This is a genomic window from Zhouia spongiae (genome assembly GCF_022760175.1).
Taxonomy (GTDB): domain Bacteria; phylum Bacteroidota; class Bacteroidia; order Flavobacteriales; family Flavobacteriaceae; genus Zhouia; species Zhouia spongiae.
Genome location: NZ_CP094326.1, coordinates 2,603,841 through 2,630,038, shown reverse-complemented (window position 1 = coordinate 2,630,038; position 26,198 = coordinate 2,603,841). Strand labels below are relative to the sequence as shown.

Genomic DNA, 26,198 nt, shown 5'->3' with positions numbered 1-26,198 from the left:
CAGAGAGATTGTCTAATTGCCTGTTTTTGCCAACCTGAACTCGTTTCAAATTCTACGAATGGTTTGGTAACATAATGCCTTTTAGACAATCTCTTTAGTTTATATAGTCAATTTGATAATCATCGATATTAAGGTATATCTTCCCTTTTTTTATATCTTCTTTTTTCATTGATTTTTTATCTACTTCTACATCTTTTCCCATATAACTAAGTGGGATCTTAAGCCGTTCTACTTCAAAAGCCACCTCAACCTGTTCCGGCAGGGGGGTTCGTTTATTTTCATAAAACAATGACAACTGGTAAGTTCCCTCCTTTTTAGTATTGATTTCTGAGGCTGCTATTCTATTATTTACAGTATCCAACAGCAACATTGCTATAGAGAAATCAGCCCTTTTGTCCGTCGGGATAATATTCAATGCCTTATATGTTTCTCCATTTCGCATCTCCACTCCCCTGTCTACTGTAATAAAGGTATATTTAAATAAATTGCTGAATGAAAAGTCGAGCCCCCTTTTAGGTACCATTACAAAATCTTCCGATTCAAACTGAATGCGCTCTCCTTTTTGATATGATATTTCTGCGTATTTTTTTGGCATATTAATAAAACTAATATCCACATCTAATTCTATTGATGCGGTAAACGACTCTACCGAATCCAGCCGTTGTTTAACGCGCAACAAATCTTTATCAATTTCTTGCGCAAAAATGCCCTGAAGGCTAAAAAGGAACAAGTAGAACCCAAACTTTTTCATTCTATATCAGTCTTTTTAAAATAATAAGTCCCAACACCTGCAAACAGTCCGCTGTATAAAATTAACAGCAGAATATTCAACATTATTTTATTCCAGTCTATTTCGAAATAAAACAAGTATTGCCAGGTATCGTTTAACTTCACAAAAAATAAATCATTCCACCAGCCGGCTCCAAAATCTACCTTAAGCAGTAGATTACAGAAGATCAGGAAAAATACAGAAACAATCCATGTTTTGGTAGCTTCCTTAAAAAATACTGCCAGTGTTAAACTAGCCAAGGAAAAGAAAATCATTGAAAACACCCCTACCACAAAGGCCCATATCAACCTTGAAAAAGCTTCTTCTGTTTCAAAGAAATTCAGTGTGTCTAAATAAACAATCAAATCACCTTTTCCAAAAAAAACATACGATAGGCCAAACGAAGTTAAGGCTAATACAAGTACTATTATCGCCGTGAAAATAGTTGCAACGATATACTTGCTAAGTATAAATTTCACCTTATTTACCGGTTGCATCATCATTGCCTGCAATGTTCTGTCTTTATATTCGGAAGTTAGTGTCCCTGAAACGACAATCATCAAAATCAAGGGGAGGTGAAACCACAGTGTATTCAATATGAGATATATTAAAAGATTTCCGTTTAGTAAATCACCTTCAAAATAAAACGTTTCCTTAAGGTTGTCCAAAAGTACATCAATAATCGTACTTCCCTGATAATAGGCACTTATTAATACTATTGCTTCAATAACAAAAAGGGCTACAATGGCATAGTACGTTTTTGTCTGCTTAAATAACTTGTAAAATTCAGCGGATATAAGGGATTTCATTTAATAATTTTTTGAGAACAAACGATCCATATCAAGCTCGGGAATAAAAGAAGTTACCTCTATGCCTTCTTTAAACATTTCCTTAATCAAGGCTGTTACTTCTTTTGATTCTATTGATATCTTTGCTGAGTCTTTAGCCAAAATCGGGGCATATTGCCGTACTGCCACAGACTCCTGAATATTTTTTGCATAGATCGTATAGTGTTTTACATTGGTAGCTATTATCTCGGAAGTGCTCCCTTTATTTATTATACGGCCCTCTTTCATAACATACAGATAATCGCATACTTTTTGTAACTGGTCTATAATATGAGATGAGATCAGAACCCCTATATTACGTTCTTTTGCTAATTTTAAGATCAGTCTCCTTAATTCTTCAATTCCCATAGGGTCTAAACCAGAAAATGGTTCATCCAGAACCAGACACGAAGGATTGTTCAACAATGCAATTGCTATACTCAAACGCTGCTTCATTCCCATGGAGTAATTTTTCACAGCATCTTTTCTGCCTACAGGAAGTCCCACTGCGTGGAGGCACTCTCCTATTTCCGCCTTCTTCAATTTGAGATTCTGTATCCGTGCAAACAAGTTTAAGTTTTCATAAGCATTCAAATACTCATACAATGCCGGTTTTTCGATAATCCCTCCCATCGGTTTTACCGTATCGGAATATATCTTTACAGTTCCGCTGTTAGGCGACACCAACCCCATTAAGATACGGAACAACGTCGTTTTCCCTGCCCCGTTTGCTCCTAATACCCCACAAATATTCCCTTCTGTACAAGAAATGGAAACCTGATCTAAAACGGTTATTCCATGATAAATCTTACTTAAGTTTTCCGCCTTAATTATCATGCCGACAATTCCAATTGAAGTTGTTTGTAATCGAATTTAGACTGGTAATTCTTTTCTAAGAATGTTCTTGACCAAAAGTTCTTTCTTATTATAAACAACGGGTCTTTAATCATAAAGTATGGTACAAAATGGTACCATTTCACATTCATTTTCTCATAATAATCCCTGATCTCCTGTCCTATGCCCAATTCCTGCGCGGCAACAATAGCCGCATTTCGCTGACATTTAGAACCTATATAGGTATTTGCTATACGTCTGTTGAAACCATGAACATAGAATTGATCTTTAGCTCTTTTATAATTCTGAAAACGCGACCACCCGTCCATAATCACTAAAAAAATATGAAGAAAAGAAAACAGGAAAAAACCTATCCAGAAAATAATCCAGACGACCTTCCCGCTTTGTATAGCCTTCATCAACTGAACACCATATATCCAGGCTTCCATTACAAACAATACCAGCGAATAATGTAGCAATCTACCGACTCTGAAATAGGAAACAATGGTACTTGGCTGTTTTGGTATTGTTGTAAAACTCATATTACTTGCTGGTGGATAAAAGCGAATTCTTGTGCAAAGAACTTATACAAAAATGAAAATACAAAGAAATAGTATAAAGTAATACAAAAAAGTAAAAAATTAGTGATTGACATTTGAAATCAATAATTTTACATCGTTAAAAATTCTCATATTACTTTGAATTCAACGAATAAGGAATCGACCAATCTAAATAAGTTTATAAGCAGCACGGGGATTTGTTCTAGAAGGGAAGCCGACAAACTTATAACCGAAGGAAGGGTTACCATTAACGACAAATCGGCTCAATTGGGTAACAGGGTATTCGAAGGGGATATTGTAAAAATAGACGGAAATCCTGTTAAACAAAAACCTAAAGCCTTATACATCGCTTTTAACAAGCCGGTAGGCATTGTATGCACCACCGATAAAAAAGAAAAGAAGAATATTATTGATTTCATTAATCATAAGGAAAGGTTATTTCCTATCGGTCGGCTTGACAAACCTTCTGAAGGACTTATATTTCTTACTAATGATGGCGATATCGTAAATAAAATATTAAGAGCCGGAAATAACCATGAAAAAGAATACATCGTTAGTGTTGACACTCCCGTTACAGACGAGTTCATCAAGAAAATGAGCAATGGTATTCCCGTCTTAGGTACTGTTACCAAAAAATGCGAGGTGACAAAAATTAATGAGCACACTTTTAAGATCATACTGGTGCAAGGCTTAAACCGGCAGATAAGGCGTATGTGTGAATACCTGGGCTATAGGGTTAAAAAGCTTAAGCGTGTCCGTATTATGAACGTTAGGCTAGGGAAATTAAAACCCGGTTCATGGAGACCGCTAACTGATACTGAGATGCTGGAAATCAACAAGCTTTTAAAAAGTTCGACCAAAACAGAAGAAGCTTCTTTAAATATGGGATCCGGAAAAAACAAAAACAACTTCGGAAGAAAGAAATATTAGTTTCTATACAGAACTATTCACATCCTTGTTCCTTTTGTTTGAGTTGCATTTCCTTTTCTGTTACGAAATCTTGCCATCCAATATCATATCCCCCAACTTCACACTCATTTAACTTATAAGTCCCTACACCGGTTTTATAGTCCTTACAACCGCAATCCCCTTCATCGTCAGAACAAGACAAAAATAATAGCCAAACACAGCCAAATAGTATCTTTTTCATATTGGTTTTCATCCGTTATTCACTTTATAGATCTCTTTATCGAAAGATCTTACATTCGCTATAAATTACTATTGCAATGAAGCAAATAACTCCAACCTGGATGTTAAATCGTTTTTATCATAAGGTTAACTCTTGAACAGTTGTTGCCATCCTGATGGACTTTTGGTAAATTAATTGGTTTATACTCAAAAAAGAGAAAAGCCCGTCCCCCGATAATCACCGGAGGAACGGACCAGCCCCTAACCAAAAAAAATCATTAATCTACCTTTTGAGCGTCACTTAAAATCCGGTCTATAAATTCGGTATTAACATATAATATCCTGGCAAGGTTATATAAGGTTCCTACTTCTGCGTTATCTATTTCTCCGTCTGCATAACTGATAATAGATAAATCTCTTAGTATATTCAGTTTTTGCATTACTGATAATACCAGATCCAAATCTTTAGCCAGTTCCTGCAATTCTGCTATTATTTCATTCTCAGAAAGCCCTTTTACAGTAAGCATACACTCCGCAAACACTTCAGGTGCAACAATGCTGCTCAATGCATGTATTTCAGAATCGTCGACTGTGCCATCTGCCCTCGATATCATATACCCGGCTAAAAACATAAACCGTTGAATCTTTGCTGAATGTTCGGAACCACTTTCAAGGTCTTCCGGTTCCATCAGTGACATAATACGTTTGATCTCGGCCTCCATCTCTTCTTCTGTTATTTCTCCTGTCACATCCGGTTTAAATAATTTATAGGTTTCACTTTTATTGAAAAGTTCTAACGCTTTAATTCGCAGCGGACTGAACGGATGTGTTGTATACCAATCTGAAGGATCATGCCCTGAATCGTTCAACACTTGTTCGAGATCGACAAATTGCTGAATATATTCATTTAGCTGAAACGCCAGCGAATCGGTAGTAACCCCTGAGGACAATTTAAAGAAGGTTCTTCCTGCGGCTTCAAAATCCTGACAACATAAAAGTCCCGCCCTATCAGCGCTGATCTCTGCATTTCTATTCCATGCATAAAGTTTCATGGCATGAATCGGAGCCAGGTCGTTCCTCCCTTCATCGAGGATATACTTTACCGGGTATTTGAAGTGCTCGAATAATACATGTCCGATTTCATGGCCTATCACAAAAGCCAGCTCTTTCTTTTCAAAGCGTTCAAGAATACCCGAACTCAGTATAATATATAGTTTATCATCGTCAGGGGGGTAGCAAGAGGCATTAAACTGATCGCTTTGATATACAAAAAATTCAATCTTGGATTTGAGCTTTAAAACCTCCTTGCAGTGTTCTCCTATTTCATGTAAAACAGGTGCTAATGTCGGTGTTAATCTCAGACTCGACTTTAACAGATGTCTGCGCGATTGAAAAACCGGGTTATTTTCCTTGATTTGAATCAGAACTTTTTGAACCTGTTGATCTTCATCAAACTCCAATACATAATCCCTGTCTCCGTCGTAAACCAACATATCAAGATCTATATCGCTTCGTTTGTTCCCATAAACCGGAGCTTCGGTAATTTCAGAATCATTAGTCCCGTCCTGATTCATCATCCGGATTTCTTCCATTCGGGTATTGTATGCTTCTGCCAATTGCGTCGTCACTTCCTGAAACTTAACGCTCGCCCCCTGAATTTGAGAAATATCGCCGGCTGCCTGTGCATCTTCGACGGTTTTTATCATTTCTTCCTGAGCTTTAGACAAGGCTGCTTGATGCGCTGTCTGTAAATCTTCTAAAGTCGCTTCCTGGTATTTCATTTTCAATATATTAGAGTTACACGGTTAGTTTATTGCCAGAAACCTTAAGAAGTCTTTCATTAAGGTCAAAAATCCCGATTACCTGGTCATCAGCCCTGTCAGCTATCAAATTATTGCCCGTAAATTCTACTTTAAATTCCTTTTGTTTCAAATAATGATATAAGGCCTGTTTATGATTACAATCGAGGGCTGAAATGGTCTTGGTAAAATGAGAGGTCACAAGTGCAGTGTCTGTAATCCTTCCTGCATCAACTTCCTCCGAGTTAATCAGCACAAACACCTGAATTCCTTTAAAGTTTACCGGACAATAACAACTGGCTCCAGTAACCCCTACTGCGATTTGGGCCAGGTAATGCCCCATATTCTCATCGGTTTTGTATGAAGCAGTTGTTAGCTCTTCTACCGCATGCGCCACACCTCTTTTTTGCATTATATCAGATGCCTGCAATAAATTTTCCGGTATACCGCTTTGCTTGTTTGCCCACGCCCACATCCACGAACTTTCTTTTTCAGAATAAGTACCGAGGATTTGCATCGGGAATACATATTCCCCAAACGTCAATGTTCCTTGCATCATGTTGAAATCCCAACTTCTATCTCCTACAAGTTCGCTAAAGACCAATTGCTTTTCATATGATAATGCCACAAACTGATTATACAGTTCTTCAAAAGTGAGCGAAGGGTTATCTGTATGGTCATACGAACCAGTACTGATTGTACCAGATTGCTCTTCAGCCATATCTTCAAGACCATTCTCCAATAACATAATGATCTCTTCCGCCCTGTCCTGAACTTTATCCGCATTTATCACCGGACTATGGTCTATTGTTAAAATACCTTTTTCAAACGAAATAGCGTGCTCGGGGTTATGATGATCCGCAGTATTTTTAACCACTACCGATTTAAGACCTTTCCGCATCAACTCTTTGCCTAATTCGTCTGCAGATACAGCTTCAAAAGCTTCTATCAATGGCTGAAAATATATCTTTGGATATGTTTCATTATATAAATGCATGAACCGGTCTTCGAATAGAGTTTCCCAGGCTACCTGCATATCCACTTTAAAACCTGCAGCCATATTTATTTTTTCCAACAGCGTTTCATAATACCCGGACTTAAACGCCTCTGTAATCCTTTTTTCCTTTAATCCCATAACCAAATGTTTTTATAAAGTATTTAGTAGTTTTTCTTCTAATATTTCTGCCAGTTGTGACGGCAAAGCTTTTTTATAGTTTATATGAACTGTGATCCTGCCGTCATACTTCTTCAGAAATATCTTTTCGTCACTATAAATTATTTGAACAGTCGTAATTTCAGTCCATGCAGACTTACCAAGATCGTCTTTACAAATCCGGTTTATTGCTTCTGTCAATGCCCCTATAGCATCCTTAATATTCAATCGTTGATTTTCATCAGACAGATTATCCGGTACCATTAACTTTAATCGATTATCGTATTTCGATTCTTGTTTCAACAGCCACCTTTTCAATTGAAGCGAAGTGCACCTCTCTCCTTCATTCAAGGGTCTGCTGATGGCTCCATCCGACAATTCCACTGCCAATAGTTTCGGTTGTTTCACACAAACAAGAGAGATCTCCGAAAGGTTAAAAAAACCTATGGTCTTATCTTCCAGTAAAAAGCAAACATCCTGGTAGATTCCGTCTTTCTCTGAAAGATGAATGATGAATCCTTCTATAAACACCCCGGATTTTAATAAAATCTTCAATGCGCTATTCTTTCCGGTTTCATATACTTTTATCAGGAGATCAACAGGAGATCTGGCTGTAATTTCTTTTACCAATGTTTCTTGCATAAGAAAGTTCTTTACTTTTATTTTCTAGTTGACGTAAGTCCTCACCTGGTAGGACTCAGGCAACTTCCCTTCCAGAAATTGAACTATATCCTGCTTAGAAACAGATGCATAATTAAAAAAACGGAGCTTGTCTACCTTAAAATCCCTGAAATTCCATTTAGCCAAATACACACCATAAGCCGCAGGAAGGTTCTTAGAAGCTCTTGGATGCTGTTTTTCAACTTCTACCGCTACATACAAATCATCAAAGTTTTGCTGATTCACCCACATTTTTAAAACCTGGCGTGAACGGGTCCTTTCCTCCAGTGCTTTATATATTTGTTTGGTGACATCAGAAGCCCTTTCAGAACCAAAAGCATTCACCAGGATGGCATTCGGCTTAAATCGTTCCTTAAGTTGTGTCTCGTCAAAACTTTTCGGCTTTACAATCAATTGTAAAAAACCGGATTTATCCTTCGGAGTACAGATATTAACCCTTGCTTCCGTGATCCACGATCCGGGATACTTTTCCAACACCTTCCGGATCTTGCCGGACAAGCTATCGATCATATCCCTGCCTGGCTCCTGACCAAATTGAAGGTTGATAAAGGTTCTGTCTATACCGACGCCTGCTACATCATTTCCCAGGACAGTTTTCAGATCAGCAATGATCTTTTCTTCGGATAGTTTTCTTTCCGCAATTCTCGCTACAGAACTTACCTGCTTCTTACCGTTGGGAGTATACAATTCTTCCTTTTTTGCATCCCATTGAAAACTAATAATAACCTTAGGGTTTTCTACCAATTCAAGTTCAACCCAAAACATATCAGCCCTCATACGCAACTGTTCCGATTCTTTTTTAAACGTTTTTATATGGTATTTGCCCTGATGCTTTTGTTGCAGAAAATTTGCTAATCCTTCTTTGGCCTGTTCTTGAGAGATTCCGCAAGAAAACAGTACCAAGCATATAGCTATGATCGCAAATTGTAATTTGCCATTAATCATAATATCTAAACTTTAAATTAAAAACAACGTGAAAGAATAATCGAGCCTTTTATTAAAGGTTGTTCTCTAACAATTCCGTGAGCACTTCTATCCTGTCTTCTACTTTATCGGCATTCAGTATCGGACTGTGATTGATCTCCAGAACCCCTTCTTTAAAAGAGTATGCCGAAGAAGGGTTGTGATGATTGTCTTGATTATTGATAACCACTTTTTGCAGCGAAGTTCTCAAAGCCTCTTTACCTAAACTATCTGATGCGATTGCTTTAAAAGCTTCAATAAGAGGTATAAAATAAATTTTCGGATATGAATCTTGATACAGATGCACAAAGCTTTCTTCGAATAAGGTCTCCCATTCAATAAGCATCTCCACCTCAAATCCGGCTGCTGTATCAATTTGTTGTTTTAATCCCGGAAAGGTTTCTTCCTGAAACGTTTTTGTAAATCTTCTTTCTTTCAATCCCATAATAGTATTTTTTTGAGTTGTTATTTATTTTCAACCCAAAACTACCACACCCATACTATGAGACAAAAATGGTTTTAAATGTGTACGCCCTGATTTTATATCTGCATTATTGCTGCTCCAAAAACTGCTTCAACAAAGGCCTTTTTCGGATGGAAACTGGTATCTCATTTCCGTCTTTCAAGCGAACGCGACTGTTATTACCGACCGATTCTATATGATTCATGTTTACCAAATGCGACTGATGAACCCTAACGAAAGAATGCGAACTCAAAATACCTTCATAATATTTTAAATTCCTGGAGCTCATGATTTTATTATCCTGCGTATAAAAAGTGGTATAGCTGCCATCAGACTGACAACGGATTATCTCATCTATATTTAGTAAATATTGCTGATCTGTTGTTTTAAGCAAAAGTGTTTTCCGTTGTTGCTTTTTATCAAACTCACTTATTTTATGAACAGCTTCCCTGTACTTCTGTTCCTTTTTATATACTTTCCTGAAACGGTCCACACATTCTGAAAGCTCATCTACATCAATCGGTTTAAGCAAATAATCGACCGTATCGAATTTGATGGCTTTAATGGCAAATTCATCATAAGCGGTCGTAAAGATTATCTTGAAATCTATTGTTTCCAATGTATCCAGAATCTCAAAAGCATTGCCTCCCTGTAACTCAATATCTAAAAAGACCAGTGAAGGCGCCAGCTCAGGTAATTGTTTTATCGCTTCACTAACATTATCTATTTTAGCTATAATATCGATGTCCTTCTGCGTATATTTTATCAACTTTTCCAATGAATTCATTGCATTGAATTCATCTTCAATAATTATTGCTTTGATCATAGTACTTGTAATTTAAATATAACTCTGGTCCCGGCCGGGACTCCTGATGAATCAAAAAGGTCTTCTATCTCGAATGACTTTTCTTCTCCTTTTCCTCTTCTCTTTAAACGTTCTTTAAATATATCTGTGGCATGCAAATCTTCACTTATCTTTATCTGCCTGGCCATCACAGACCTCCCTACTCCATCATCTTCAATAACAAATTTTAGCGATCGGCTTTCTTTAGACACCTGTACATTCAAGTTTCCTTTCCCTTCCTTGTGTTTTAAACCATATTCAATTGAATTTTCGACAAAAGGCTGGAGCAACATAGGAGGCACCATTATTTTATGTGAATCGATCTCAGGAGCTATATCTATGGTATAACTGAATTTATCATTGAAACGAAGTTTCTGTGTTTCTATATAATTGATTATCATCTCCATCTCCTTGTTCAGCCCTATTTTTTCCTTTCTCACATAATCGAAGTTCTGCCGGATAAGTTTAGAAAATTTGGCGATATAATTTGAAGATTTTATCGGATTGCCTTCAAGAGTAATATTTTGAATAGCAGCCAGGGTATTAAAGATGAAATGCGGATTCATTTGAGCCCTCAGCAATCTTTGTTCCAATTCAGAAGCCTTATGAGCCGATCGTAACCGCATATTATAAAAAAAGAAGCCTAATGCAATGAGTAACAATACCAGTGAAACAATTGCGCTTACAAACAATAACCGGTTTGTTCTATTTATTTGCTTTTGATGTATCAACTCAGACGCTTGTTCTTTAACTTCATATTTCACATTTGCAAAAGACAATAATTGTTCCTTCTCTTTAATATTCACCATTTTCTGAATACTGTCACGTGCGACCTGCTCTGCAAGAGCTTTGTGATAGTCTCCTAAAATGATGTATATGGAGATTAATTTATCTCTTATCTCTATTACTTCCTTATGGTTCTCTTTTAATTCATAAATCTTTAACGCCTCCTGATAGTTTCTTTTTGCAGCATCTGTCTCCTTCAACAGCAGGTATAAATTGCCCAAACCCTTATACGGTGATGCGTTTATGGTATTAATACTTTTATTAAGCTTTACAGACCCGCGTAAAAACTTTTCTGCACTCTCATAATCACCTGCTTCAATATATGTATATCCGATATTATTCAGAAGGCTTACCACCGTTCTGGCATCTTTAGAGTTCTGACTTAAAGCAAGAGCTTCAGAGAAATATTTTAATGCTCGATTATAATCTTTGAGCTGAACATATATCGTTGCTATATTTCCTTTAACAGCAATAACAGATGTCGTATCGACAGAACCTATAAATAACGAGTCAGATTTCTGAATGTACCCTAAAGCCTTTTTATAATCTTTAAGAATGTAATGAAGGCGAAACAATTGATTATTTGCTTTTGCCTCCAGCCTTGTATTCTGAATCAGTTGAGCTATATGCAGCGCTTCTAAAACATACTCCTGTGCTATCTCATAATCTTTCAAATGTATGTGAGCAGCACTTAATGTAATCAAACACCTTCCTTTATTATACTGATCGCCTAATTGGTTAAAGAGTTCGTATGTTCTTTTATGCACCTGGATTGCATCAAAATACTGGTCGTTTTTATAGTAGTCCTCTCCTTTATAAAAAAGAGCAAGGGCATTTTCTGCCATATTCATATCTTCAGTGCCAGCAATTAAACTATCTATACCTTTTATTGCTTTTTTAGGATCCGCATATGATATCGAGTCAATTTTCAATAACCGGTTTTCAAAAACAGGTCTTACTTCTGTATTTTTTTGGCACGAATTTAAAGTAACAAAAATGACTAAAACAACTATAAAACGAGGCAGGTTTAATAAGTGATACATTATGAAGTAAAATGATAAATTTTGAAGGTAAAAATAAGAAATAGATTACAATGAAAGATCGCTTTTATATTAAAATGAAAACACGGGTAAAAAACGACCAGTCAAAATATTGATCAAAGCTCTACAATCGTATGTCCTATTTCTATATATTTGAGAAAAGTACATACATGAAAAGAGTTTTATATCTGGCTATTGCCCTGTCTGTTTCTTGCAATACGGCACAGAAAGGGATAAATGAAAATGCCTCGGTACAACAGGACGGTTCGGATGACCCCCCTGTAAAATTTGCATCTTCCATAACTGAAGAAGAACTTAAGACACATTTATACATTTATGCTTCTGATGAGTTTGAGGGAAGAGAAACAGGAGAACCAGGGCAAAAAAAAGCGGTTCAGTACCTTAAAGAGCAATATGTAACCATGGGAATACCCGCTGCTCAGTCGGATGGCGACTACTTTCAAAAAGTACCACTTCAGATTACCGGTGCTCCAAAGGGAGATATCACCATCAATAATGTTAAATACCCTATAGGCAAACACCTTATTACTTTTTCTGATCCCATCCCGGGTGATCACGAAATCGTCTATGCCGGATACGGCATTGAGACCGACAATTATTCTGACTATAAAGACCTCGACATTTCGGGTAAATTCGTGCTGATAAAATCTGGTGAACCACACAATAAAGACGGAACATATAGCATCAGCGGAACAGATAAAACCAGTGATTGGTCGAATTGGAGGGAAAGCCTTCTCCGCAGGTTTGAAATTGCCAAAAGCAAAGGGGCCATCGGTATTCTGTATTACGACGACTCATATTTTTCAAGGGTAAAACGCCGGTACGATCATTATATAAATTCCAATAATGCCGGAGGAATGGGATTTAAATCTGAAAAACAAGAGCCGGTCAGTATTATCATTGATAAGAACATGGCGGAAATTCTTGTTGCAAACATAGACAGCGGCAATGAAGCCAACAGATCTTTAGTCCCTAAAATATCTTTAAATTATAAAGCCAGCAACAAAAATGTAGATACGGAGAATGTTGTCAGTATAATAAGGGGGAGTGAAAAGCCAAACGAATATATCGTAATTTCATCGCATTTAGACCATATAGGAATTTCCGGCAATGGAGAAATTAACAATGGTGCCGATGATGATGGCAGCGGTACCGTGGCTATGTTGGAAATAGCCGAAGCATTTAAAAAAGCTTCGATGAACGGGTTCGCTCCTAAAAGATCGATTGTTTTCTTACACGTGACGGGTGAAGAAAAAGGGTTATTTGGCTCTGCCTATTATACGGCACATCCTATTTTCCCGCTTGAAAATACTGTTGCTGATTTAAACATTGATATGATCGGCCGTATTGATCCTAAAAGGCAAGGAAACAGAAATTACATTTATTTAATCGGTGCAGACAAATTAAGCACAGAGCTTCATAAAATATCAGAAGCTACAAACGACAAATACTGTAATATTGAACTAGATTACAAATATAACGACGAAAACGACCCTAACCGTTTTTACTATCGCAGTGACCATTATAATTTCGCAAAGAACAATGTTCCGGTAATTTTTTATTTTAACGGAACTCATGATGATTATCATCGTCCGGGCGACACCCCTGACAAGATCAATTACGACCTGTTAGCGAACAGGGCTAAATTGGTTTTTCATACCGCATGGGAGTTGGCCAACAGGGAAAAAAGAATCATTGCAGACAAAGCCAACTAAGAAAAAGAAAAGCCTGTGGAGTTCCACAGGCTTTTCGATATCGTATAAAAAACTAAAATCAGTTTATGCTTTTGCTATTTCGGCAACTACCTCAAAAGGGAAATCAATAATCACTTCTCTGTGGAATCTGATTGTCGCATTGTAAGGCCCGGCAACTTTTACATTCCCTCCTGTTATGCTGACAAATTTCTTCTCAATATCAAAACCTTCTTTATTGATAGCTTCCGCAAGGTCGGCGTTAGTAACAGAACCAAAAAGTTTGTTACCTGTACCTGCCTTAGCCGAAATCTTAATTTCAAGAGCCTTAACTCCCTCTGCAATTTTCTGGGCATCCTCAACAATCTTCTTCTCTTTGAATGCTCTTTGCTTAAGATCCTCTGCCAATACCTTTTTTGCTGAAGGAGTAGCAATAACTGCAAATCCTTGAGGTATTAAATAATTACGTCCGTAACCGTTTTTTACAGTAACGATATCGTCCTTAAAACCTAAGTTCTCTACGTCTTTCTTTAATATAAGTTCCATAATGCTCTCTCCTTTTTATTTTAATAAATCGGTTACGTATGGCATTAAAGCTAAATGACGTGCTCTTTTAACTGCAGTAGCCACTTTTCGTTGGTACTTTAATGACGTTCCGGTAATTCTTCTTGGTAATAACTTACCTTGCTCGTTTACAAACTTTAATAAAAAGTCAGGATCTTTATAGTCTATATACTTTATACCGGACTTTTTAAAACGACAATATTTTTTTGTCTTAGAAGTTTCTATATTTAATGGAGTTAAATACCTGATTTCTCCATCTTTCTTTCCTTTAGCTTGTTGTTCAATACTTGACATAATCTCTAAGCTTTTGCATTAAGTTTATTTCTTCTTTTCTCTGCCCAAGCAACAGCATGCTTATCTAACTTAACAGTTAAGAAACGCATGATACGCTCATCTCTTCTGAATTCTAATTCAAAAGGTTCGATCGCTTCACCCGGTGCAGTAAACTCAAATAAATGGTAAAAACCACTTTTTTTGTGCTGAATTGGATAAGCCAGTTTTTTAAGCCCCCAATCTTCTTTAGATACCATTTTTGCTCCCTTAGAAATTAAGAAATCTTCGAACTTCTTAACTGTCTCCTTTATCTGAGTCTCAGATAAAACGGGATTTAAAATGAAAACAGTTTCGTAATGATTCATAAGTTTAATTTATTTAACATTAAATTTCAAGGGTGCAAAAATAACACTTTATTATGCACTGGCAAAATATTTAGCACTCAAAAACACCCAAAAAGGGTAAAAGTCCCTATTTTACGCATTATATCTTGTAAGAGTAGTATTTTTTCACTAAAATTGCTTACTGAAAACCAACAACTTAACCAAATCTCAGTTATGAGAATGAACTGTATAATTGTAGACGATTCTACCATTCAAAGGGCTGCCGTTTCTAAATTGATAAAAAACCACCCTCTACTTCATTTAGTTGCTGAATATGGCAATGCCATTGAAGCAAAAACAGGTTTGAAGAATGAGAAGGTCGATTTAATCTTTTTAGATATTGAAATGCCTATTGTTAATGGTTTTGATCTGTTAGAATCATTGAGCTCTCCTCCCCAGGTAATTTTAGTTACCGGAAAGACAGAGTATGCATTAAAAGCTTTCGATTACGACGTAACCGATTACTTACATAAACCTATTACTCTGGACAGGTTTAATGCATCGGTTAAAAGAGCACACGAAAAATTTAAAGCCAAAACGGTAAATAATGAAGATGACGAACACATCTTTGTTAAGAGTAACCTTAAAAAACGTAAGGTCTTTCTAAACGAGATCCATTGGGTTGAAGCTTTGGGTGATTACATCAAACTAGTAACCGATGATGCCAACATTGTGATTCTGTCTACAATGAAGGCCTTCGAGAAGCAACTGCCAAATGACCGTTTTTTACGAATTCACAAGTCATACATTGTTAACCTGGAGAAGGTAGAGAAGTTTAACAGCAAAGTCGTAGAAGTAAATGGCAAACAAATACCTTTGAGCAGAAACAAAAAACAAGAGCTGTCTGAAGCTTTAAACAACTAATAGTTATCTACGTTCAATACAACCTTTACACCCTTGTATTGAGCTATGGCTTCGAAACTTTTCTTGATTCTTTGAATTGTTACCTTTATTTCCTTTATGGAACGTTTCGGCGGTATCTTTACCAAAACGTTCAGGATATATTCGTTCCGTATTCTTCCTATAGGTGGTTGTTCGGGGCCTAACACATTTGAACCAAAACTGTTCTTCAGGGAGTTGCCGAACCATGAAGCTGCTTCTTGCAATTTCTGATAATCCTTATTCTTAAACGTTAGTTTTATAAGCCTATAAAACGGCGGGTATTTATATTGTTGCCGCTCGTTTATCTGATCGCTGAACATATCTGTATACTTGTGCATCGAAGCCTGCTGCAACACCTGATGGTAAGGATTATAGGTCTGAACAATTACCTTTCCCCGTTTTTTGGTTCTGCCTGCTCTTCCGGCAACCTGCTGAATTAACTGAAAACTCCTTTCATGTGCCCTGAAGTCAGGGTGATTAAGCAAGTTATCGGCATTCATTATGCCTACCAATGTAACATTCCTAAAGTCCAACCCTTTAGTCAGCATCTGGGTACCGACCAGGATGTCTATTTCCTGCCCTTCAAATGCATTGATAATTTTTTCATACCCGTATTTTCCCCTGGTTGTATCGGAATCCATACGGCCTATTTTTGCTTCCGGATACAACGACTTTAATTCGACTTCTATTTGTTCAGTTCCAAATCCTTTAGTATTTAAATCGGTACTGCCACATGCCAGACAACTCTTTTGCTCGGCCATATGATATCCGCAGTAGTGGCACCTCAGCTGTTGTCTGTACTGATGATATGTTAGGCTCACATCACAATTCGGACACTGAGGAGAATGGCCACATGTTTCACATTCCACTATAGGTGAAAACCCCCTTCTGTTTTGAAAAAGGATCACTTGTTCGCCTTCACTCAATGTTTCTTCTATCTCCTTCATCAAGCGATCTGAAAAGTGTCCGTTCATCCTTTTCTTTCGGTGCTTTTCTTTGATATCCACTAACTCAATATCCGGCATCAGCACATTACCATACCTTCTGTTTAACTCTACCAGTGCATATTTTCCTGTTCTGGCGTTATAATAACTCTCAATACCCGGAGTTGCTGACCCTAACAAAGTTTTCGCACCATGCATCATAGCCAGCACCACAGCCGCATCACGTGCATGATACCTTGGAGCCGGATCAAACTGCTTAAAAGAAGTTTCATGTTCTTCGTCTACTATGATCAGGCCCAGTTCCGAAAAAGGGAGCAAAACAGATGAACGGGCTCCTAAAACAATTTGGGATTTTGAATTATTGGTCAAAATATGGTTCCACACCTCCACCCTTTCATTAACGGAATATTTAGAATGATACACACTCACTTTTTCTCCGAAATAATTCTGTAACCTGCGGATCAATTGCGTTGTTAAGGCTATTTCCGGAAGCAGGTACAAAACCTGCTTTCCTTTAGCTATAGTCTCTTCAATAAGTTTTACATATACCTCTGTCTTGCCTGATGAAGTAACTCCATGCAAAAGAACAACATCATGACTCCTAAACCCTTCTTTGATATCATCAAGTGCTTTTTCTTGAAATTCATTTAATGTTTTAGAGCTTTCTGTTTCTTTCCCTTCAAACTGAATTCTATCTACCTGGAGGTGATAAACCTCTAAAACACCTTTATTTTCCAACGATTTAATAACACCTGACGACGCCCTGGCCTTTCGTTCCAGGTCTTTTACCTTGACCGGTTTCTTCAAATCGGCTTCCAGAACAAACAAGTTCATTATCACCTCTTTTTGCTTCGGAGCCCTGTTCAGTTCATTTAAAAGGTTTTCTAATTTCCCATCTTCAGAATATTTGGCAGCCAACCTAACATACTTCATCAACTTAGGTTTGTATTGCTCATAAACTTCTTCTTTAAGATAGAGCACCTGCTTATCTAACAAGCTTTTTAAAACGGGAAATATATTTTTTCTCCCAATAATGGCACCAACTTCACCTACACTCAATACAGCTTGATGCTGTAAAGCTTCGTACACCAGCCATTCATCATCTTTCAACTCAGATTCAGATAGTGAAAAATCATTATTTCTGGTAATTATGGTTTCGCTTTCCAATAAAAAAGCAGAAGGCACGGCTGCCCTGAAGACATCTCCAATGGTACACATATAGTAATCTGCCAGCCAAAACCAATGTTTTAACTGTGTCTCCGAAACTATGGGAAAACTATCAATTATCTGGTCTATCTCCTTGGCTTCATACAATTCAGGTACTTTGTTATGTACTTTAAACACCAATGCAGTATATATTTTCTTTTTTCCAAACGGTACCGCTACCCGCATACCCTGCTTAAGGTATGCGGCTTCTTTTTCTGATACCTTATACGTAAACAGTTTCTCAATTGGAATCGGAAGAATTACATCGATAAAAAAACACATACCACAAATATAAAATTTCGATTAAAAAAACCACCTTTACGGGTGGTTTCCTATCATATCCGATGCTGTAACAGTTTAATTCAGCATGGCTTTTTTTAATTTTTTATCGGCCGGTTTTTCACTTAACCAAATACCAAACAAAGCTTCTTTAAAACCCTGCCCCTCAACAGTTCCCAATAACTCTCCGTTCTTGTAAGCTGTTACCTGTCCACCCCTGGCGTATATATCAAAAATATTCCCTTTAACAATCTCTTCGTTAAAGAAGCTAATAAATTTATCTATCTGATTTTTAGACGCAAAACCTGTAGTTGTATTTTCAAACCCTTCAGTTACTGCATCGATCATTTTTTCTTGTGTAACCAATCCCGACACTATATGAAGTTTGATACACATTGCCGCTTCGGAGGCTATGATCTGTGAAGCATTATCGGATTTTCCGGTAAGATACAAGCCTCCTGCATATAAATCTATCCACAACTTCTCACGAACTCCTGCGCCATTTAACTTTAACTCACTTCCTTTTATAGTTATATTATTTGGCAAGGTGGCATCACCGACCTTTGTCTGCGCATTTATTCCTATCACGCCCAGCACAGCAACACATAAAACCAATATTTTTCTCATCTGAATATTCCTTTTTGATTAATTTAACCTTCTTTTCAGGCTACGCAGGGTAGCATTCAGTTCAAACCCCAACAACAAAACGTTAGAGTTTAACCAAATATAAAGCATTAAAATTAATAGTGCCCCTATAAAACCATATAACTCATTGTATTTAGAAAAGTTTTCTATATATATCCCAAACAGATAGGTACTCAACATAATAAGAACAGTGGTAAGCAGGGCCCCGGGAGAGAAAAATTTTGAAAGCTTGCCTTCTGCTGTTCCAAAATAATACAACAAAGCTGAAGATATGTACACAATCAACACAAAGAACAAATACCTGCCCAATGAAATTGTTTTTTGAGCACTTAACATCGCATCATCGGTTCTGAGTGCTTCGCCTATATACACTTCAAAATAGACAAAAGCCGCAACCCCGAACAACAACATAAAAGCCAATATGAGCGCTACAGCCACCGACATAAAATATTGTTTGATAACATTTCTGGTTATTCTTACATGATAAGATGTTTCAAATCCACCGAATATCGCATTAATCCCGTTCGCCATTAAAAAAATGGACAAGAAGAAAACTGATGAAAGGAGCCCTCCCCTCCTGTTATTAACAATATCTGTAATAATCCGATCAAACAAATCAGCAGTTTGCGGAGGCAACAAACTATTTATAAATGTTAAAAAGTCTTCCTGAAAGTTTTCCACTCCTGTCAGATCAGAGACAAACGGAATCAGGTTAAGAACAAAAAGTAAAAAAGGGAAGATGGCCATAAAAAAACTGAAAGATATTGCACTTGCCCGATAGGTGAGTGCACCCTTTACAATCCCCGTAATATACATTTCCAGCAAATCGTATATCGACAGCCCTTCAAAACCGGGAAGTTTTATTTTTTTTAAAAAACCTACAACCTGGTTGACGACAGGTATTTTAGCAAGTTTCTCTTCTATTTCGGTAGACATGCTACACTGCTTTTAGACTCAAGTCCATATTATGCACTGAATGTGTTAATGCTCCTGAAGATATATAATCAACTCCACATTCTGCATATTTTCTTAATGTACTTTCGTTAATACCTCCCGAAGATTCCGTCTGACACCGGTCTCCAATTAACTCAACCGCTTTTCGGGTATCGGCATAAGTAAAGTTATCCAACAGGATTCTGTATACGCCTTCAGATCTCATAATTTCCCTTACTTCATCCAGATTTCTGGCCTCGACAATAATTTTCAGGTCTTTGTTGTTCCTCTTCAGGTATTCCTGTGTTTTTTCGATTGCACTGGTGATTCCTCCTGCAAAATCTATGTGGTTGTCTTTCAGCATAACCATGTCATACAACGCAAAGCGATGATTCATCCCTCCACCTATCTTAACGGCCCATTTTTCGAGGGCGCGTATTCCGGGAGTCGTTTTTCGGGTATCCAAAATATGAGTTCCGCTGCCTTCTAACAGTTTCACATATTTGTTTGTTTTTGTAGCAATGGCGCTCATTCTTTGCATGGCATTCAAAACGATGCGCTCTGCCTTTAAAATACTCTGCGAAGCACCTTCAACATAAAAAACAATGTCTCCATGGCCAACAACAGTACCATCGGGTATTAAAGTTTCAACCTCAAGTCTTTTGTCTACCGCTGCAAATACCCTCTTTGCAAAATCTACTCCGGCAATCAATCCGGAATCCTTAACCAACAGCTTTGCCCTTCCTATAGCCGTTACAGGAATACAAGCCAACGAACTATGGTCCCCATCCCCTACATCTTCCCTGATGGCATTTTTAATTATCAGTTGAAGCTCGTGTTGAAATTGCTCTTCGGAAATCATAAAAAAACTTTTGGCTAATTTATTAAAAAACCAATTGCTTAGGAGCATTGAGAATTAAAAATCACTTAAATACACATCTAAAAACAGTATTTTTGCTCATATGAATATCAAACTAATCGCAGTAGGCAAAACCGACAACATTCATTTACAGCAACTTATCAGTGAATACGATAAAAGGCTTGGGTTTTATATAAAGTTCTCCCTGGAGATCATCCCTGATATAAAAAATGCGAAGAACCTTTCTGAAGACCAGCAAAAAGAAAGAGAAGGGCAACTTATCCTGAAAAAAATACAACCAGCAGACCGGCTGATCCTTCTGGATGAAAACGGAAAAAACTTTTCATCAGAAGATTTTTCCGGTTTTATACAAAAAAAATTGAATTCGGGCATCAAACAATTAATATTTGCCATAGGTGGTCCGTATGGTTTTTCAACCGAAGTATATCAAAAGGCCCAAGGGAAAGTATCTCTATCAAAAATGACATTCTCGCACCAAATGGTCCGTCTGTTTTTTGTCGAGCAATTATATAGGGCCTTCACCATCTTAAGAAACGAACCATACCACCACCGCTAAATAATTCATATTATGAAACTAGTATTTGCCACACACAATAAAAATAAACTATTAGAGGTTAAAGCCTTGCTCCCTAAGCATATTGAATTATTGAGCCTTGACGACATAGGCTGTACAGAAGATATTCCTGAAACTTCCGATACTATTGAAGGCAATGCCATTCAAAAAGCGAATTATGTTTCTGAAAAGTATCGGGTAAATTGCTTTGCAGACGACACCGGATTAGAAGTAAGAGCCCTTAACGGTGAGCCCGGCGTACTGTCTGCACGTTATGCCGGAGAAGAAAAAGATGCCCAGGCCAATATGAATAAATTATTAGCCGCACTGAAAGATAAAAATAACAGGGAAGCCCGTTTTAAAACAGCCATAGCCGTAAATTTAGCGAGTGAAAAAGTGATCTTTACCGGTATTGCAAACGGCATTATAACAGACCGGCAGTATGGAGACAAAGGATTCGGTTACGATCCGGTGTTTATTCCCGACGGATACAATAAAACTTTTGCAGAACTTCCTCTTTCCGTCAAAAACGAAATCAGTCACCGTGCCAAGGCCATGTATCAACTCATTGATTATCTGAAATAAAGACTTGACAGTAAAAGATTTTACAAATAATTGATTATTAATCAATTCATTATACATTAATCATTACCTTTGCGGCCAATTTTAGAAGATATTTATGAATCAATTTGAATTACTAGGACTAGACGAATTGTTGTTAAATGCAATCAATGACATGGGGTTTGAAACGCCATCAGAAGTACAAGAAAAAGCAATTCCTATCCTACTCTCACAAGATACCGACATGGTTGCTCTGGCGCAAACCGGTACCGGTAAAACAGCCGCCTTTGGGTTTCCACTTATTCAGAAGATAAACACCGAAGATAGAACTACACAGGGGTTAATACTATCACCGACAAGGGAACTTTGCTTACAGATTGCAAGCGAGTTAAAGAACTATTCTAAATACATAAAAGATTTAAACGTAGTTGCCATATATGGTGGTGCCAGCATTACAGATCAGGCAAAAAAAGTAAAAAGAGGAGCGCAGATCATAGTAGCTACTCCAGGTAGAATGCAAGACATGATCAATCGTTCGTTGGTTGACATTTCTAAAATAGAATACTGCGTACTTGATGAAGCAGATGAAATGTTAAACATGGGCTTCTACGAAGACATCAAATCCATTCTTTCGCACACTCCTAAAGACAAATCCACCTGGTTGTTTTCTGCAACCATGCCAAAAGAGGTTTCTCAGATAGCCAAGAAGTTCATGTCCGACCCTTTAGAGATTACTGTTGGAAATAAAAATTCAGCAGCTCAAAATGTTCAACATGAGTATTATGTGGTTAACGGAAGAGACAGGTATCTTGCTCTGAAACGCCTGGCAGATGCCAATCCGGATATCTTCTCGGTTGTTTTCTGTAGGACTAAACGAGATACGCAAAGTGTTGCTGAAAAACTTATAGAAGACGGTTATAACGCTGCTGCGCTGCATGGTGATTTAAGCCAAAATCAGCGCGATATCGTAATGAAAACTTTCAGAACACGCCAGATTCAGATGCTTGTTGCAACTGATGTTGCTGCAAGAGGAATCGACGTTGATGATGTAACCCATGTTATCAACTACCAGCTCCCGGATGAAGTAGAAACATATACGCATCGTAGCGGTAGGACAGGAAGGGCCGGTAAGTCAGGAACTTCTATGGTCATTGTCGCTAAAAGTGAAATAAGAAAAATCAAGGCGATTGAAAGAATCATCAAAAAGAAATTTGATGAAAAGAAGGTTCCCAACGCTGAAGAAGTATGCGAAATTCAATTGTATCACCTGGCCAGCAAGATCAAGAATACTGAGATCAATCCGGAAGTAAACCACTATCTGCCTGCTATATATGATGTTCTGGAAGGATTAGATCGCGAAGAACTCATTAAAAAACTTGTTTCTGTTGAATTTACCCGATTCTTCGACTATTACAAACGCGCTAAAGACCTTAATGTAGACATGAACAGAAGGGAAGAAATTTCCAGCAATGGTGATGTGCGTTATTTTATAAATATCGGTGAAAAAGACGGGTACGACTGGCGCACTTTAAAAGATTTCTTGAGAGATGTAATGGAATTAGGCAGAGACGACATCTACAAGGTAGATGTAAAAGACAGTTTCTCTTTCTTTAATACCGATGCAGCTCATAGTGAAGCTATTTTAGATATGTTCTCACAGTTTAAACTGGATGGGCGTTATATTAATGTTGAAGTATCAAAAAACACCAAAGACAGAAGACGTAAAGATAAGCCAAGAAGAAAAAAAGGTGGTGATTCTAAAAATTCATTTAAACGTAAACGCAGAAAATAAATCTAGTCGTTAATGTTAAATTAAAAATGCGCTTTAAGGCGCATTTTTTCGTTTTGTTTACTACTTTTAGGGCCTATTCAATTTTCACACATAAGGTCCTTGTAAATTTTGAATACCATAAATATCAGCAATTCAAAAACCTAAGCTCTGACAAACAAAGGAGCACATAAAATTAAATACATGAAAAAAAGCTTGTTCTTTTTATTTACCGCTTTTATCAGCTTGATGTCTTTTGCCCAGGAAAGAGACGATTCGGTAAAAGGTATTGTGGTAAATGCTCAAACTGACTTGCCAATGGATAATGTTCATGTACTAAATCTGAACCAAGTACTCGGTACCATTACCAACGAAGAAGGGGATTTCGAAATTGCTGCCAAAGTAAATGACACCTTGTATTTTTCTTTTATCGGTTACAAATCATTTTCAGTTAGGGTCACCAATGACATGCTGAAATTTCAAAACACCAAGGTCAGCCTCACCGAAATGGCCTATGCACTGGAAGATGTGGTTGTCAGACCCTTCCAACTTACAGGATACCTGGAAATAGACTCCAAGAACATTCCGATAAGCAATGCTCCAAGATATAGTATCTCGGGACTCAATATTGGTTATGAAGGAGGAAAAAGCAGTACTACCGGCGTAACCAGCGTTTTAGGGGCTTTATTTAACCCTGCGGATTTCCTCCATAAGCTGTTTGGAAAAAAACCAAAACAAATGCGGAAACTCCGCCAAATGCAGGAAAACGATGAAATCAGAAATTTACTCGCTTCAAAGTTTGACAGGGAGACTCTGGCTGCTTTGCTACAAGTAAACACTAATGAAATTGATGATATTTTACGTTACTGCAATTATTCCGACGATTTTATTAAAAGTGCCAACGACCTGCAAATACTGGATGCAGTCAGTGCATGCTATGAAGAATATAAAGTTCTTAACAGGAAAAACAAGTAAACTACCTCGGTGCAAGCACACGAGGCATTGGTCGGAAACAAATTTTAATTTCTAGGCAAGCCCTATGAAATTCCGTCAGGACTATTTCACAAGGGCAAGCCTCGGGGTATTATACCCTTTGGCGGTGCCAATAAAGTATTATTCCCTGGAATGTAATGCGATACGGTTGCCTTCTGTATCTATAAATACTCCCATATAACCTATATCCTCTTTGATAAGGGTTTTCGGCTGAAGTACTTTACCTCCGGCCCGTTCAATTTTATCAATATGGTACTGGACATCCTCAGAAGAAAAATACAATAAAGGCCCCAGCGAATCACTGGGTTGATACCAGTCTTTGTGCAACACTAAAGATCCTGCAGCCCCCGGTTTTCCTTCCGCCCAGGGGAACCATCCCATTTTCAATTCATTAAAGTCTTCTAAATGTATTTTTATATCGAATACCGATTCATAAAACTTCCTGGCCCTGTCCATATCTGTAACAGGGATTTCAAACCAGCCCACCATATTATGTTCCATTACGAAATGAATTTATTGCTTTTCCAATACTCTTTTCAACTTACCAAGGCCTTCTTCAAAATCCTTCCCTACGGTTTTGTCCATATTCATAAACAACATAAAAATGCTCATCGGAAACTTATTCTCACCCTGAAACCCCCATGTTACCTTCGTTATATTCTCTGTTACCTCCGAAACCTTGATATAAGCATCAGAAACAGATTTCCAAGGTTTTAAAAAACGCAGTTGGGTTTCTACAACTTTATTTTTCACAATATTTGTTATTTCCTGTTCACCTTCACCAACCTCTTTATTTCCTTTCCATTTGGAAACAAAACCCACCATTCCGTCTGTCCCTACAAAATCCTTTTGCATTTCCGGATCTTTGGCTTCCCACGGAGACCACCGGCTTTGATTTTTAACATACTTTAAATAATCAAATACTTCCGGTAAGGGTTTATCGATCGTGATATGCCTGCTTACATGATAATTTTTCGGAGCAATGATCGTCAACAACAGAACAACACCTATAATAGCTATAATGATATATATAATAATCGTCATAACAGTAATGATTGGTTACACCTTTAAATTTACTAAAAAATTTATTGTGAATATATTTAATCAGCTGATTTCATAAAAGCGCTGCAATATGTCATCAATGCTCCTGATTGATTTTTTAGACCAATCTACTCTCTTCTCAAGCACCTCTTCATGAGTTAATTTCCATTCTATATCCGATTTCCTGAGCTTGGTTGTAACATGCTCTAAAATAATAGCTGCAGAAACTGATATATTTAAACTTTCGGTAAATCCGGCCATTGGTATTTTTAAAAAACCATCTGCATTCTTAATAATCTCCTCCGAAAGTCCATTCAGTTCTGTCCCGAAAAAGAAAGCTGACTGCTGTGTTATATCAAATTCATCAAGATAGCAGGAATCATCATGGGGTGTGGTTGCTATAATTTTATACCCGTTGGCCTTAAGGGTTTTCATGCATTCAGCGGTACTCGAATAACGATGTATATCTACCCATTTTTGCGCTCCCATAGCTATTTTACTATCTAAACGCTTCCCGAACTTTTCTTCAATCAGGTGGGCGTCCTGAATGCCGAATACATCACAACTTCTAATCACGGCACTGGCATTATGCATCTGATATACATCTTCAGTCGCAATGGTAAAATGACGGGTTCTTCTCGATAAAACGTCCATAAATTTGGTTTTGCGTTCTTCAGTCAAAAATCCCTCCAGGTACTCCAATAATTTTAAGTCGGCCATTTATTTGTTTTTTA

Annotated in this window: 29 protein-coding genes; 7 read left to right on the top strand and 22 right to left on the bottom strand. The window is 37.4% G+C overall.

What is annotated here, in order from left to right; all coding sequences use genetic code 11:
* Window positions 1–94 precede the first annotated feature (94 nt).
* From MQE36_RS11550 to MQE36_RS11535, 4 genes are read right to left on the bottom strand one after another with little or no spacing between them, the layout of a single operon-like run.
* Complete coding sequence (locus MQE36_RS11550) at window positions 95–751, bottom strand: hypothetical protein (protein WP_242936129.1); 657 nt, start codon at window positions 749–751, stop codon at window positions 95–97.
* Window positions 748–1,578 carry an ABC transporter permease gene (locus MQE36_RS11545; protein WP_242936128.1) on the bottom strand — a complete coding sequence of 277 codons (831 nt, stop codon included), beginning with the start codon at window positions 1,576–1,578 and terminating at the stop codon, window positions 748–750. Before MQE36_RS11545 ends, MQE36_RS11550 begins: the two co-directional genes overlap by 4 nt.
* Window positions 1,579–2,433, bottom strand: coding sequence for an ABC transporter ATP-binding protein (locus MQE36_RS11540; protein WP_242936127.1), 855 nt, complete (start codon window positions 2,431–2,433; stop codon window positions 1,579–1,581).
* The gene (locus tag MQE36_RS11535; RefSeq protein ID WP_242936126.1) at window positions 2,430–2,972 is read right to left on the bottom strand and encodes a hypothetical protein; all 543 of its coding nucleotides are present in this window, start codon (window positions 2,970–2,972) and stop codon (window positions 2,430–2,432) included. The genes MQE36_RS11540 and MQE36_RS11535 overlap by 4 nt, the downstream gene beginning before the upstream one ends.
* 156 nt (window positions 2,973–3,128) lie before the next feature.
* Here MQE36_RS11535 and rluF point away from each other — a divergent pair, with 156 nt between their 5' ends.
* Window positions 3,129–3,920: a 23S rRNA pseudouridine(2604) synthase RluF gene (gene rluF / locus MQE36_RS11530; RefSeq protein WP_242936125.1), complete on the top strand. Its 792-nt coding sequence runs from the start codon at window positions 3,129–3,131 to the stop codon at window positions 3,918–3,920.
* Between the two features lie 13 nt (window positions 3,921–3,933).
* On the opposite strand, the gene MQE36_RS11525 is transcribed toward rluF, so the two are convergent.
* The 8 genes from MQE36_RS11525 to MQE36_RS11490 form a co-directional block, all read right to left on the bottom strand.
* Complete coding sequence (locus MQE36_RS11525) at window positions 3,934–4,140, bottom strand: hypothetical protein (RefSeq protein ID WP_242936124.1); 207 nt, start codon at window positions 4,138–4,140, stop codon at window positions 3,934–3,936.
* A 256-nt stretch (window positions 4,141–4,396) separates the two neighbouring features.
* Entirely contained in the window at window positions 4,397–5,899 is a 1,503-nt protein-coding gene (locus tag MQE36_RS11520) for a M48 family metallopeptidase (RefSeq protein ID WP_242936123.1), read from the bottom strand.
* A gap of 16 nt (window positions 5,900–5,915) precedes the next feature.
* Window positions 5,916–7,052 carry a DUF6882 domain-containing protein gene (locus MQE36_RS11515; protein WP_242936122.1) on the bottom strand — a complete coding sequence of 379 codons (1,137 nt, stop codon included), beginning with the start codon at window positions 7,050–7,052 and terminating at the stop codon, window positions 5,916–5,918.
* Between the two features lie 12 nt (window positions 7,053–7,064).
* Window positions 7,065–7,712: a hypothetical protein gene (locus MQE36_RS11510; RefSeq protein WP_242936121.1), complete on the bottom strand. Its 648-nt coding sequence runs from the start codon at window positions 7,710–7,712 to the stop codon at window positions 7,065–7,067.
* A 24-nt stretch (window positions 7,713–7,736) separates the two neighbouring features.
* Window positions 7,737–8,696: a hypothetical protein gene (locus MQE36_RS11505; protein WP_242936120.1), complete on the bottom strand. Its 960-nt coding sequence runs from the start codon at window positions 8,694–8,696 to the stop codon at window positions 7,737–7,739.
* A gap of 52 nt (window positions 8,697–8,748) precedes the next feature.
* Window positions 8,749–9,159: a hypothetical protein gene (locus tag MQE36_RS11500; protein WP_242936119.1), complete on the bottom strand. Its 411-nt coding sequence runs from the start codon at window positions 9,157–9,159 to the stop codon at window positions 8,749–8,751.
* Between the two features lie 106 nt (window positions 9,160–9,265).
* Window positions 9,266–10,003, bottom strand: coding sequence for a LytR/AlgR family response regulator transcription factor (locus tag MQE36_RS11495; protein WP_242936118.1), 738 nt, complete (start codon window positions 10,001–10,003; stop codon window positions 9,266–9,268).
* The gene (locus MQE36_RS11490; protein ID WP_242936117.1) at window positions 10,000–11,850 is read right to left on the bottom strand and encodes a tetratricopeptide repeat-containing sensor histidine kinase; all 1,851 of its coding nucleotides are present in this window, start codon (window positions 11,848–11,850) and stop codon (window positions 10,000–10,002) included. Before MQE36_RS11490 ends, MQE36_RS11495 begins: the two co-directional genes overlap by 4 nt.
* Before the next feature lie 167 nt (window positions 11,851–12,017).
* Here MQE36_RS11490 and MQE36_RS11485 point away from each other — a divergent pair, with 167 nt between their 5' ends.
* Entirely contained in the window at window positions 12,018–13,583 is a 1,566-nt protein-coding gene (locus tag MQE36_RS11485) for a M28 family peptidase (protein WP_242936116.1), read from the top strand.
* Window positions 13,584–13,646: 63 nt separating this feature from the next.
* Here the strand turns inward: MQE36_RS11485 and rplI are convergent, their stop codons facing one another.
* Genes rplI through rpsF form a run of 3 tightly spaced genes read right to left on the bottom strand, consistent with a single transcriptional unit; the run spans window position 13,647 to window position 14,761 of the window.
* Complete coding sequence (gene rplI, locus MQE36_RS11480) at window positions 13,647–14,105, bottom strand: 50S ribosomal protein L9 (protein ID WP_242936115.1); 459 nt, start codon at window positions 14,103–14,105, stop codon at window positions 13,647–13,649.
* Window positions 14,106–14,120: 15 nt separating this feature from the next.
* Window positions 14,121–14,420, bottom strand: a complete 300-nt coding sequence (gene rpsR, locus MQE36_RS11475; protein WP_242938845.1) for a 30S ribosomal protein S18 — start codon at window positions 14,418–14,420, stop codon at window positions 14,121–14,123.
* A 2-nt stretch (window positions 14,421–14,422) separates the two neighbouring features.
* Complete coding sequence (gene rpsF / locus MQE36_RS11470) at window positions 14,423–14,761, bottom strand: 30S ribosomal protein S6 (RefSeq protein ID WP_242936114.1); 339 nt, start codon at window positions 14,759–14,761, stop codon at window positions 14,423–14,425.
* 192 nt (window positions 14,762–14,953) lie between these two features.
* Here rpsF and MQE36_RS11465 point away from each other — a divergent pair, with 192 nt between their 5' ends.
* The gene (locus MQE36_RS11465) at window positions 14,954–15,643 is read left to right on the top strand and encodes a LytR/AlgR family response regulator transcription factor (RefSeq protein WP_242936113.1); all 690 of its coding nucleotides are present in this window, start codon (window positions 14,954–14,956) and stop codon (window positions 15,641–15,643) included.
* Here the strand turns inward: MQE36_RS11465 and priA are convergent.
* From priA to nadC, 4 genes are all read right to left on the bottom strand, one after another.
* Window positions 15,640–18,093: a replication restart helicase PriA gene (priA, locus tag MQE36_RS11460; protein WP_242936112.1), complete on the bottom strand. Its 2,454-nt coding sequence runs from the start codon at window positions 18,091–18,093 to the stop codon at window positions 15,640–15,642. The genes MQE36_RS11465 and priA overlap by 4 nt on opposite strands.
* A gap of 75 nt (window positions 18,094–18,168) precedes the next feature.
* The gene (locus MQE36_RS11455; RefSeq protein WP_242936111.1) at window positions 18,169–18,717 is read right to left on the bottom strand and encodes a chalcone isomerase family protein; all 549 of its coding nucleotides are present in this window, start codon (window positions 18,715–18,717) and stop codon (window positions 18,169–18,171) included.
* 18 nt (window positions 18,718–18,735) lie between these two features.
* Window positions 18,736–19,671 (bottom strand): YihY/virulence factor BrkB family protein, encoded by a 936-nt coding sequence (locus tag MQE36_RS11450; protein WP_242936110.1) that lies wholly within the window; start codon window positions 19,669–19,671, stop codon window positions 18,736–18,738.
* A gap of 1 nt (window position 19,672) precedes the next feature.
* A complete protein-coding gene (nadC, locus tag MQE36_RS11445) occupies window positions 19,673–20,530 on the bottom strand; it encodes a carboxylating nicotinate-nucleotide diphosphorylase (protein WP_242936109.1) in 858 nt (285 codons plus the stop codon).
* Window positions 20,531–20,630: 100 nt separating this feature from the next.
* Here nadC and rlmH point away from each other — a divergent pair, with 100 nt between their 5' ends.
* The 4 genes from rlmH (at window position 20,631) to MQE36_RS11425 (ending at window position 24,405) form a co-directional block, all read left to right on the top strand.
* The gene (gene rlmH / locus MQE36_RS11440; protein ID WP_242936108.1) at window positions 20,631–21,104 is read left to right on the top strand and encodes a 23S rRNA (pseudouridine(1915)-N(3))-methyltransferase RlmH; all 474 of its coding nucleotides are present in this window, start codon (window positions 20,631–20,633) and stop codon (window positions 21,102–21,104) included.
* A 12-nt stretch (window positions 21,105–21,116) separates the two neighbouring features.
* Entirely contained in the window at window positions 21,117–21,686 is a 570-nt protein-coding gene (locus MQE36_RS11435) for a non-canonical purine NTP diphosphatase (protein ID WP_242936107.1), read from the top strand.
* A gap of 94 nt (window positions 21,687–21,780) precedes the next feature.
* Window positions 21,781–23,454 (top strand): DEAD/DEAH box helicase, encoded by a 1,674-nt coding sequence (locus tag MQE36_RS11430; RefSeq protein WP_242936106.1) that lies wholly within the window; start codon window positions 21,781–21,783, stop codon window positions 23,452–23,454.
* Window positions 23,455–23,634: 180 nt separating this feature from the next.
* Complete coding sequence (locus MQE36_RS11425) at window positions 23,635–24,405, top strand: carboxypeptidase-like regulatory domain-containing protein (RefSeq protein WP_242936105.1); 771 nt, start codon at window positions 23,635–23,637, stop codon at window positions 24,403–24,405.
* 138 nt (window positions 24,406–24,543) lie between these two features.
* On the opposite strand, the gene MQE36_RS11420 is transcribed toward MQE36_RS11425, so the two are convergent.
* The 3 genes from MQE36_RS11420 to MQE36_RS11410 are packed head-to-tail and all read right to left on the bottom strand — an operon-like array spanning window position 24,544 to window position 26,184.
* Window positions 24,544–24,924 (bottom strand): VOC family protein, encoded by a 381-nt coding sequence (locus MQE36_RS11420; protein WP_242936104.1) that lies wholly within the window; start codon window positions 24,922–24,924, stop codon window positions 24,544–24,546.
* Between the two features lie 12 nt (window positions 24,925–24,936).
* On the bottom strand, window positions 24,937–25,467 hold the full coding sequence (locus MQE36_RS11415) for an SRPBCC family protein (RefSeq protein WP_242936103.1): 531 nt from the start codon (window positions 25,465–25,467) through the stop codon (window positions 24,937–24,939).
* Window positions 25,468–25,527: 60 nt separating this feature from the next.
* A complete protein-coding gene (locus MQE36_RS11410; protein ID WP_242936102.1) occupies window positions 25,528–26,184 on the bottom strand; it encodes a TrmH family RNA methyltransferase in 657 nt (218 codons plus the stop codon).
* Between the last annotated feature and the right edge of the window lie 14 nt (window positions 26,185–26,198).

Excerpts from the sequence above, each read along its gene's own strand:
- MQE36_RS11550 (WP_242936129.1), bottom strand. The coding sequence starts at position 751 with ATGAAAAAGTTTGGGTTCTACTTGTTCCTTTTTAGCCTTCAGGGCATT.
- MQE36_RS11545 (WP_242936128.1), bottom strand. The coding sequence starts at position 1,578 with ATGAAATCCCTTATATCCGCTGAATTTTACAAGTTATTTAAGCAGACA.
- MQE36_RS11540 (WP_242936127.1), bottom strand. The coding sequence starts at position 2,433 with ATGATAATTAAGGCGGAAAACTTAAGTAAGATTTATCATGGAATAACC.
- MQE36_RS11535 (WP_242936126.1), bottom strand. The coding sequence starts at position 2,972 with ATGAGTTTTACAACAATACCAAAACAGCCAAGTACCATTGTTTCCTAT.
- MQE36_RS11525 (WP_242936124.1), bottom strand. The coding sequence starts at position 4,140 with ATGAAAAAGATACTATTTGGCTGTGTTTGGCTATTATTTTTGTCTTGT.
- MQE36_RS11520 (WP_242936123.1), bottom strand. The coding sequence starts at position 5,899 with ATGAAATACCAGGAAGCGACTTTAGAAGATTTACAGACAGCGCATCAA.
- MQE36_RS11515 (WP_242936122.1), bottom strand. The coding sequence starts at position 7,052 with ATGGGATTAAAGGAAAAAAGGATTACAGAGGCGTTTAAGTCCGGGTAT.
- MQE36_RS11510 (WP_242936121.1), bottom strand. The coding sequence starts at position 7,712 with ATGCAAGAAACATTGGTAAAAGAAATTACAGCCAGATCTCCTGTTGAT.
- MQE36_RS11505 (WP_242936120.1), bottom strand. The coding sequence starts at position 8,696 with ATGATTAATGGCAAATTACAATTTGCGATCATAGCTATATGCTTGGTA.
- MQE36_RS11500 (WP_242936119.1), bottom strand. The coding sequence starts at position 9,159 with ATGGGATTGAAAGAAAGAAGATTTACAAAAACGTTTCAGGAAGAAACC.
- MQE36_RS11495 (WP_242936118.1), bottom strand. The coding sequence starts at position 10,003 with ATGATCAAAGCAATAATTATTGAAGATGAATTCAATGCAATGAATTCA.
- MQE36_RS11490 (WP_242936117.1), bottom strand. The coding sequence starts at position 11,850 with ATGTATCACTTATTAAACCTGCCTCGTTTTATAGTTGTTTTAGTCATT.
- MQE36_RS11485 (WP_242936116.1), top strand. The coding sequence starts at position 12,018 with ATGAAAAGAGTTTTATATCTGGCTATTGCCCTGTCTGTTTCTTGCAAT.
- rplI (WP_242936115.1), bottom strand. The coding sequence starts at position 14,105 with ATGGAACTTATATTAAAGAAAGACGTAGAGAACTTAGGTTTTAAGGAC.
- rpsF (WP_242936114.1), bottom strand. The coding sequence starts at position 14,761 with ATGAATCATTACGAAACTGTTTTCATTTTAAATCCCGTTTTATCTGAG.
- MQE36_RS11465 (WP_242936113.1), top strand. The coding sequence starts at position 14,954 with ATGAGAATGAACTGTATAATTGTAGACGATTCTACCATTCAAAGGGCT.
- priA (WP_242936112.1), bottom strand. The coding sequence starts at position 18,093 with ATGTGTTTTTTTATCGATGTAATTCTTCCGATTCCAATTGAGAAACTG.
- MQE36_RS11455 (WP_242936111.1), bottom strand. The coding sequence starts at position 18,717 with ATGAGAAAAATATTGGTTTTATGTGTTGCTGTGCTGGGCGTGATAGGA.
- MQE36_RS11450 (WP_242936110.1), bottom strand. The coding sequence starts at position 19,671 with ATGTCTACCGAAATAGAAGAGAAACTTGCTAAAATACCTGTCGTCAAC.
- nadC (WP_242936109.1), bottom strand. The coding sequence starts at position 20,530 with ATGATTTCCGAAGAGCAATTTCAACACGAGCTTCAACTGATAATTAAA.
- rlmH (WP_242936108.1), top strand. The coding sequence starts at position 20,631 with ATGAATATCAAACTAATCGCAGTAGGCAAAACCGACAACATTCATTTA.
- MQE36_RS11435 (WP_242936107.1), top strand. The coding sequence starts at position 21,117 with ATGAAACTAGTATTTGCCACACACAATAAAAATAAACTATTAGAGGTT.
- MQE36_RS11430 (WP_242936106.1), top strand. The coding sequence starts at position 21,781 with ATGAATCAATTTGAATTACTAGGACTAGACGAATTGTTGTTAAATGCA.
- MQE36_RS11425 (WP_242936105.1), top strand. The coding sequence starts at position 23,635 with ATGAAAAAAAGCTTGTTCTTTTTATTTACCGCTTTTATCAGCTTGATG.
- MQE36_RS11420 (WP_242936104.1), bottom strand. The coding sequence starts at position 24,924 with ATGGAACATAATATGGTGGGCTGGTTTGAAATCCCTGTTACAGATATG.
- MQE36_RS11415 (WP_242936103.1), bottom strand. The coding sequence starts at position 25,467 with ATGACGATTATTATATATATCATTATAGCTATTATAGGTGTTGTTCTG.
- MQE36_RS11410 (WP_242936102.1), bottom strand. The coding sequence starts at position 26,184 with ATGGCCGACTTAAAATTATTGGAGTACCTGGAGGGATTTTTGACTGAA.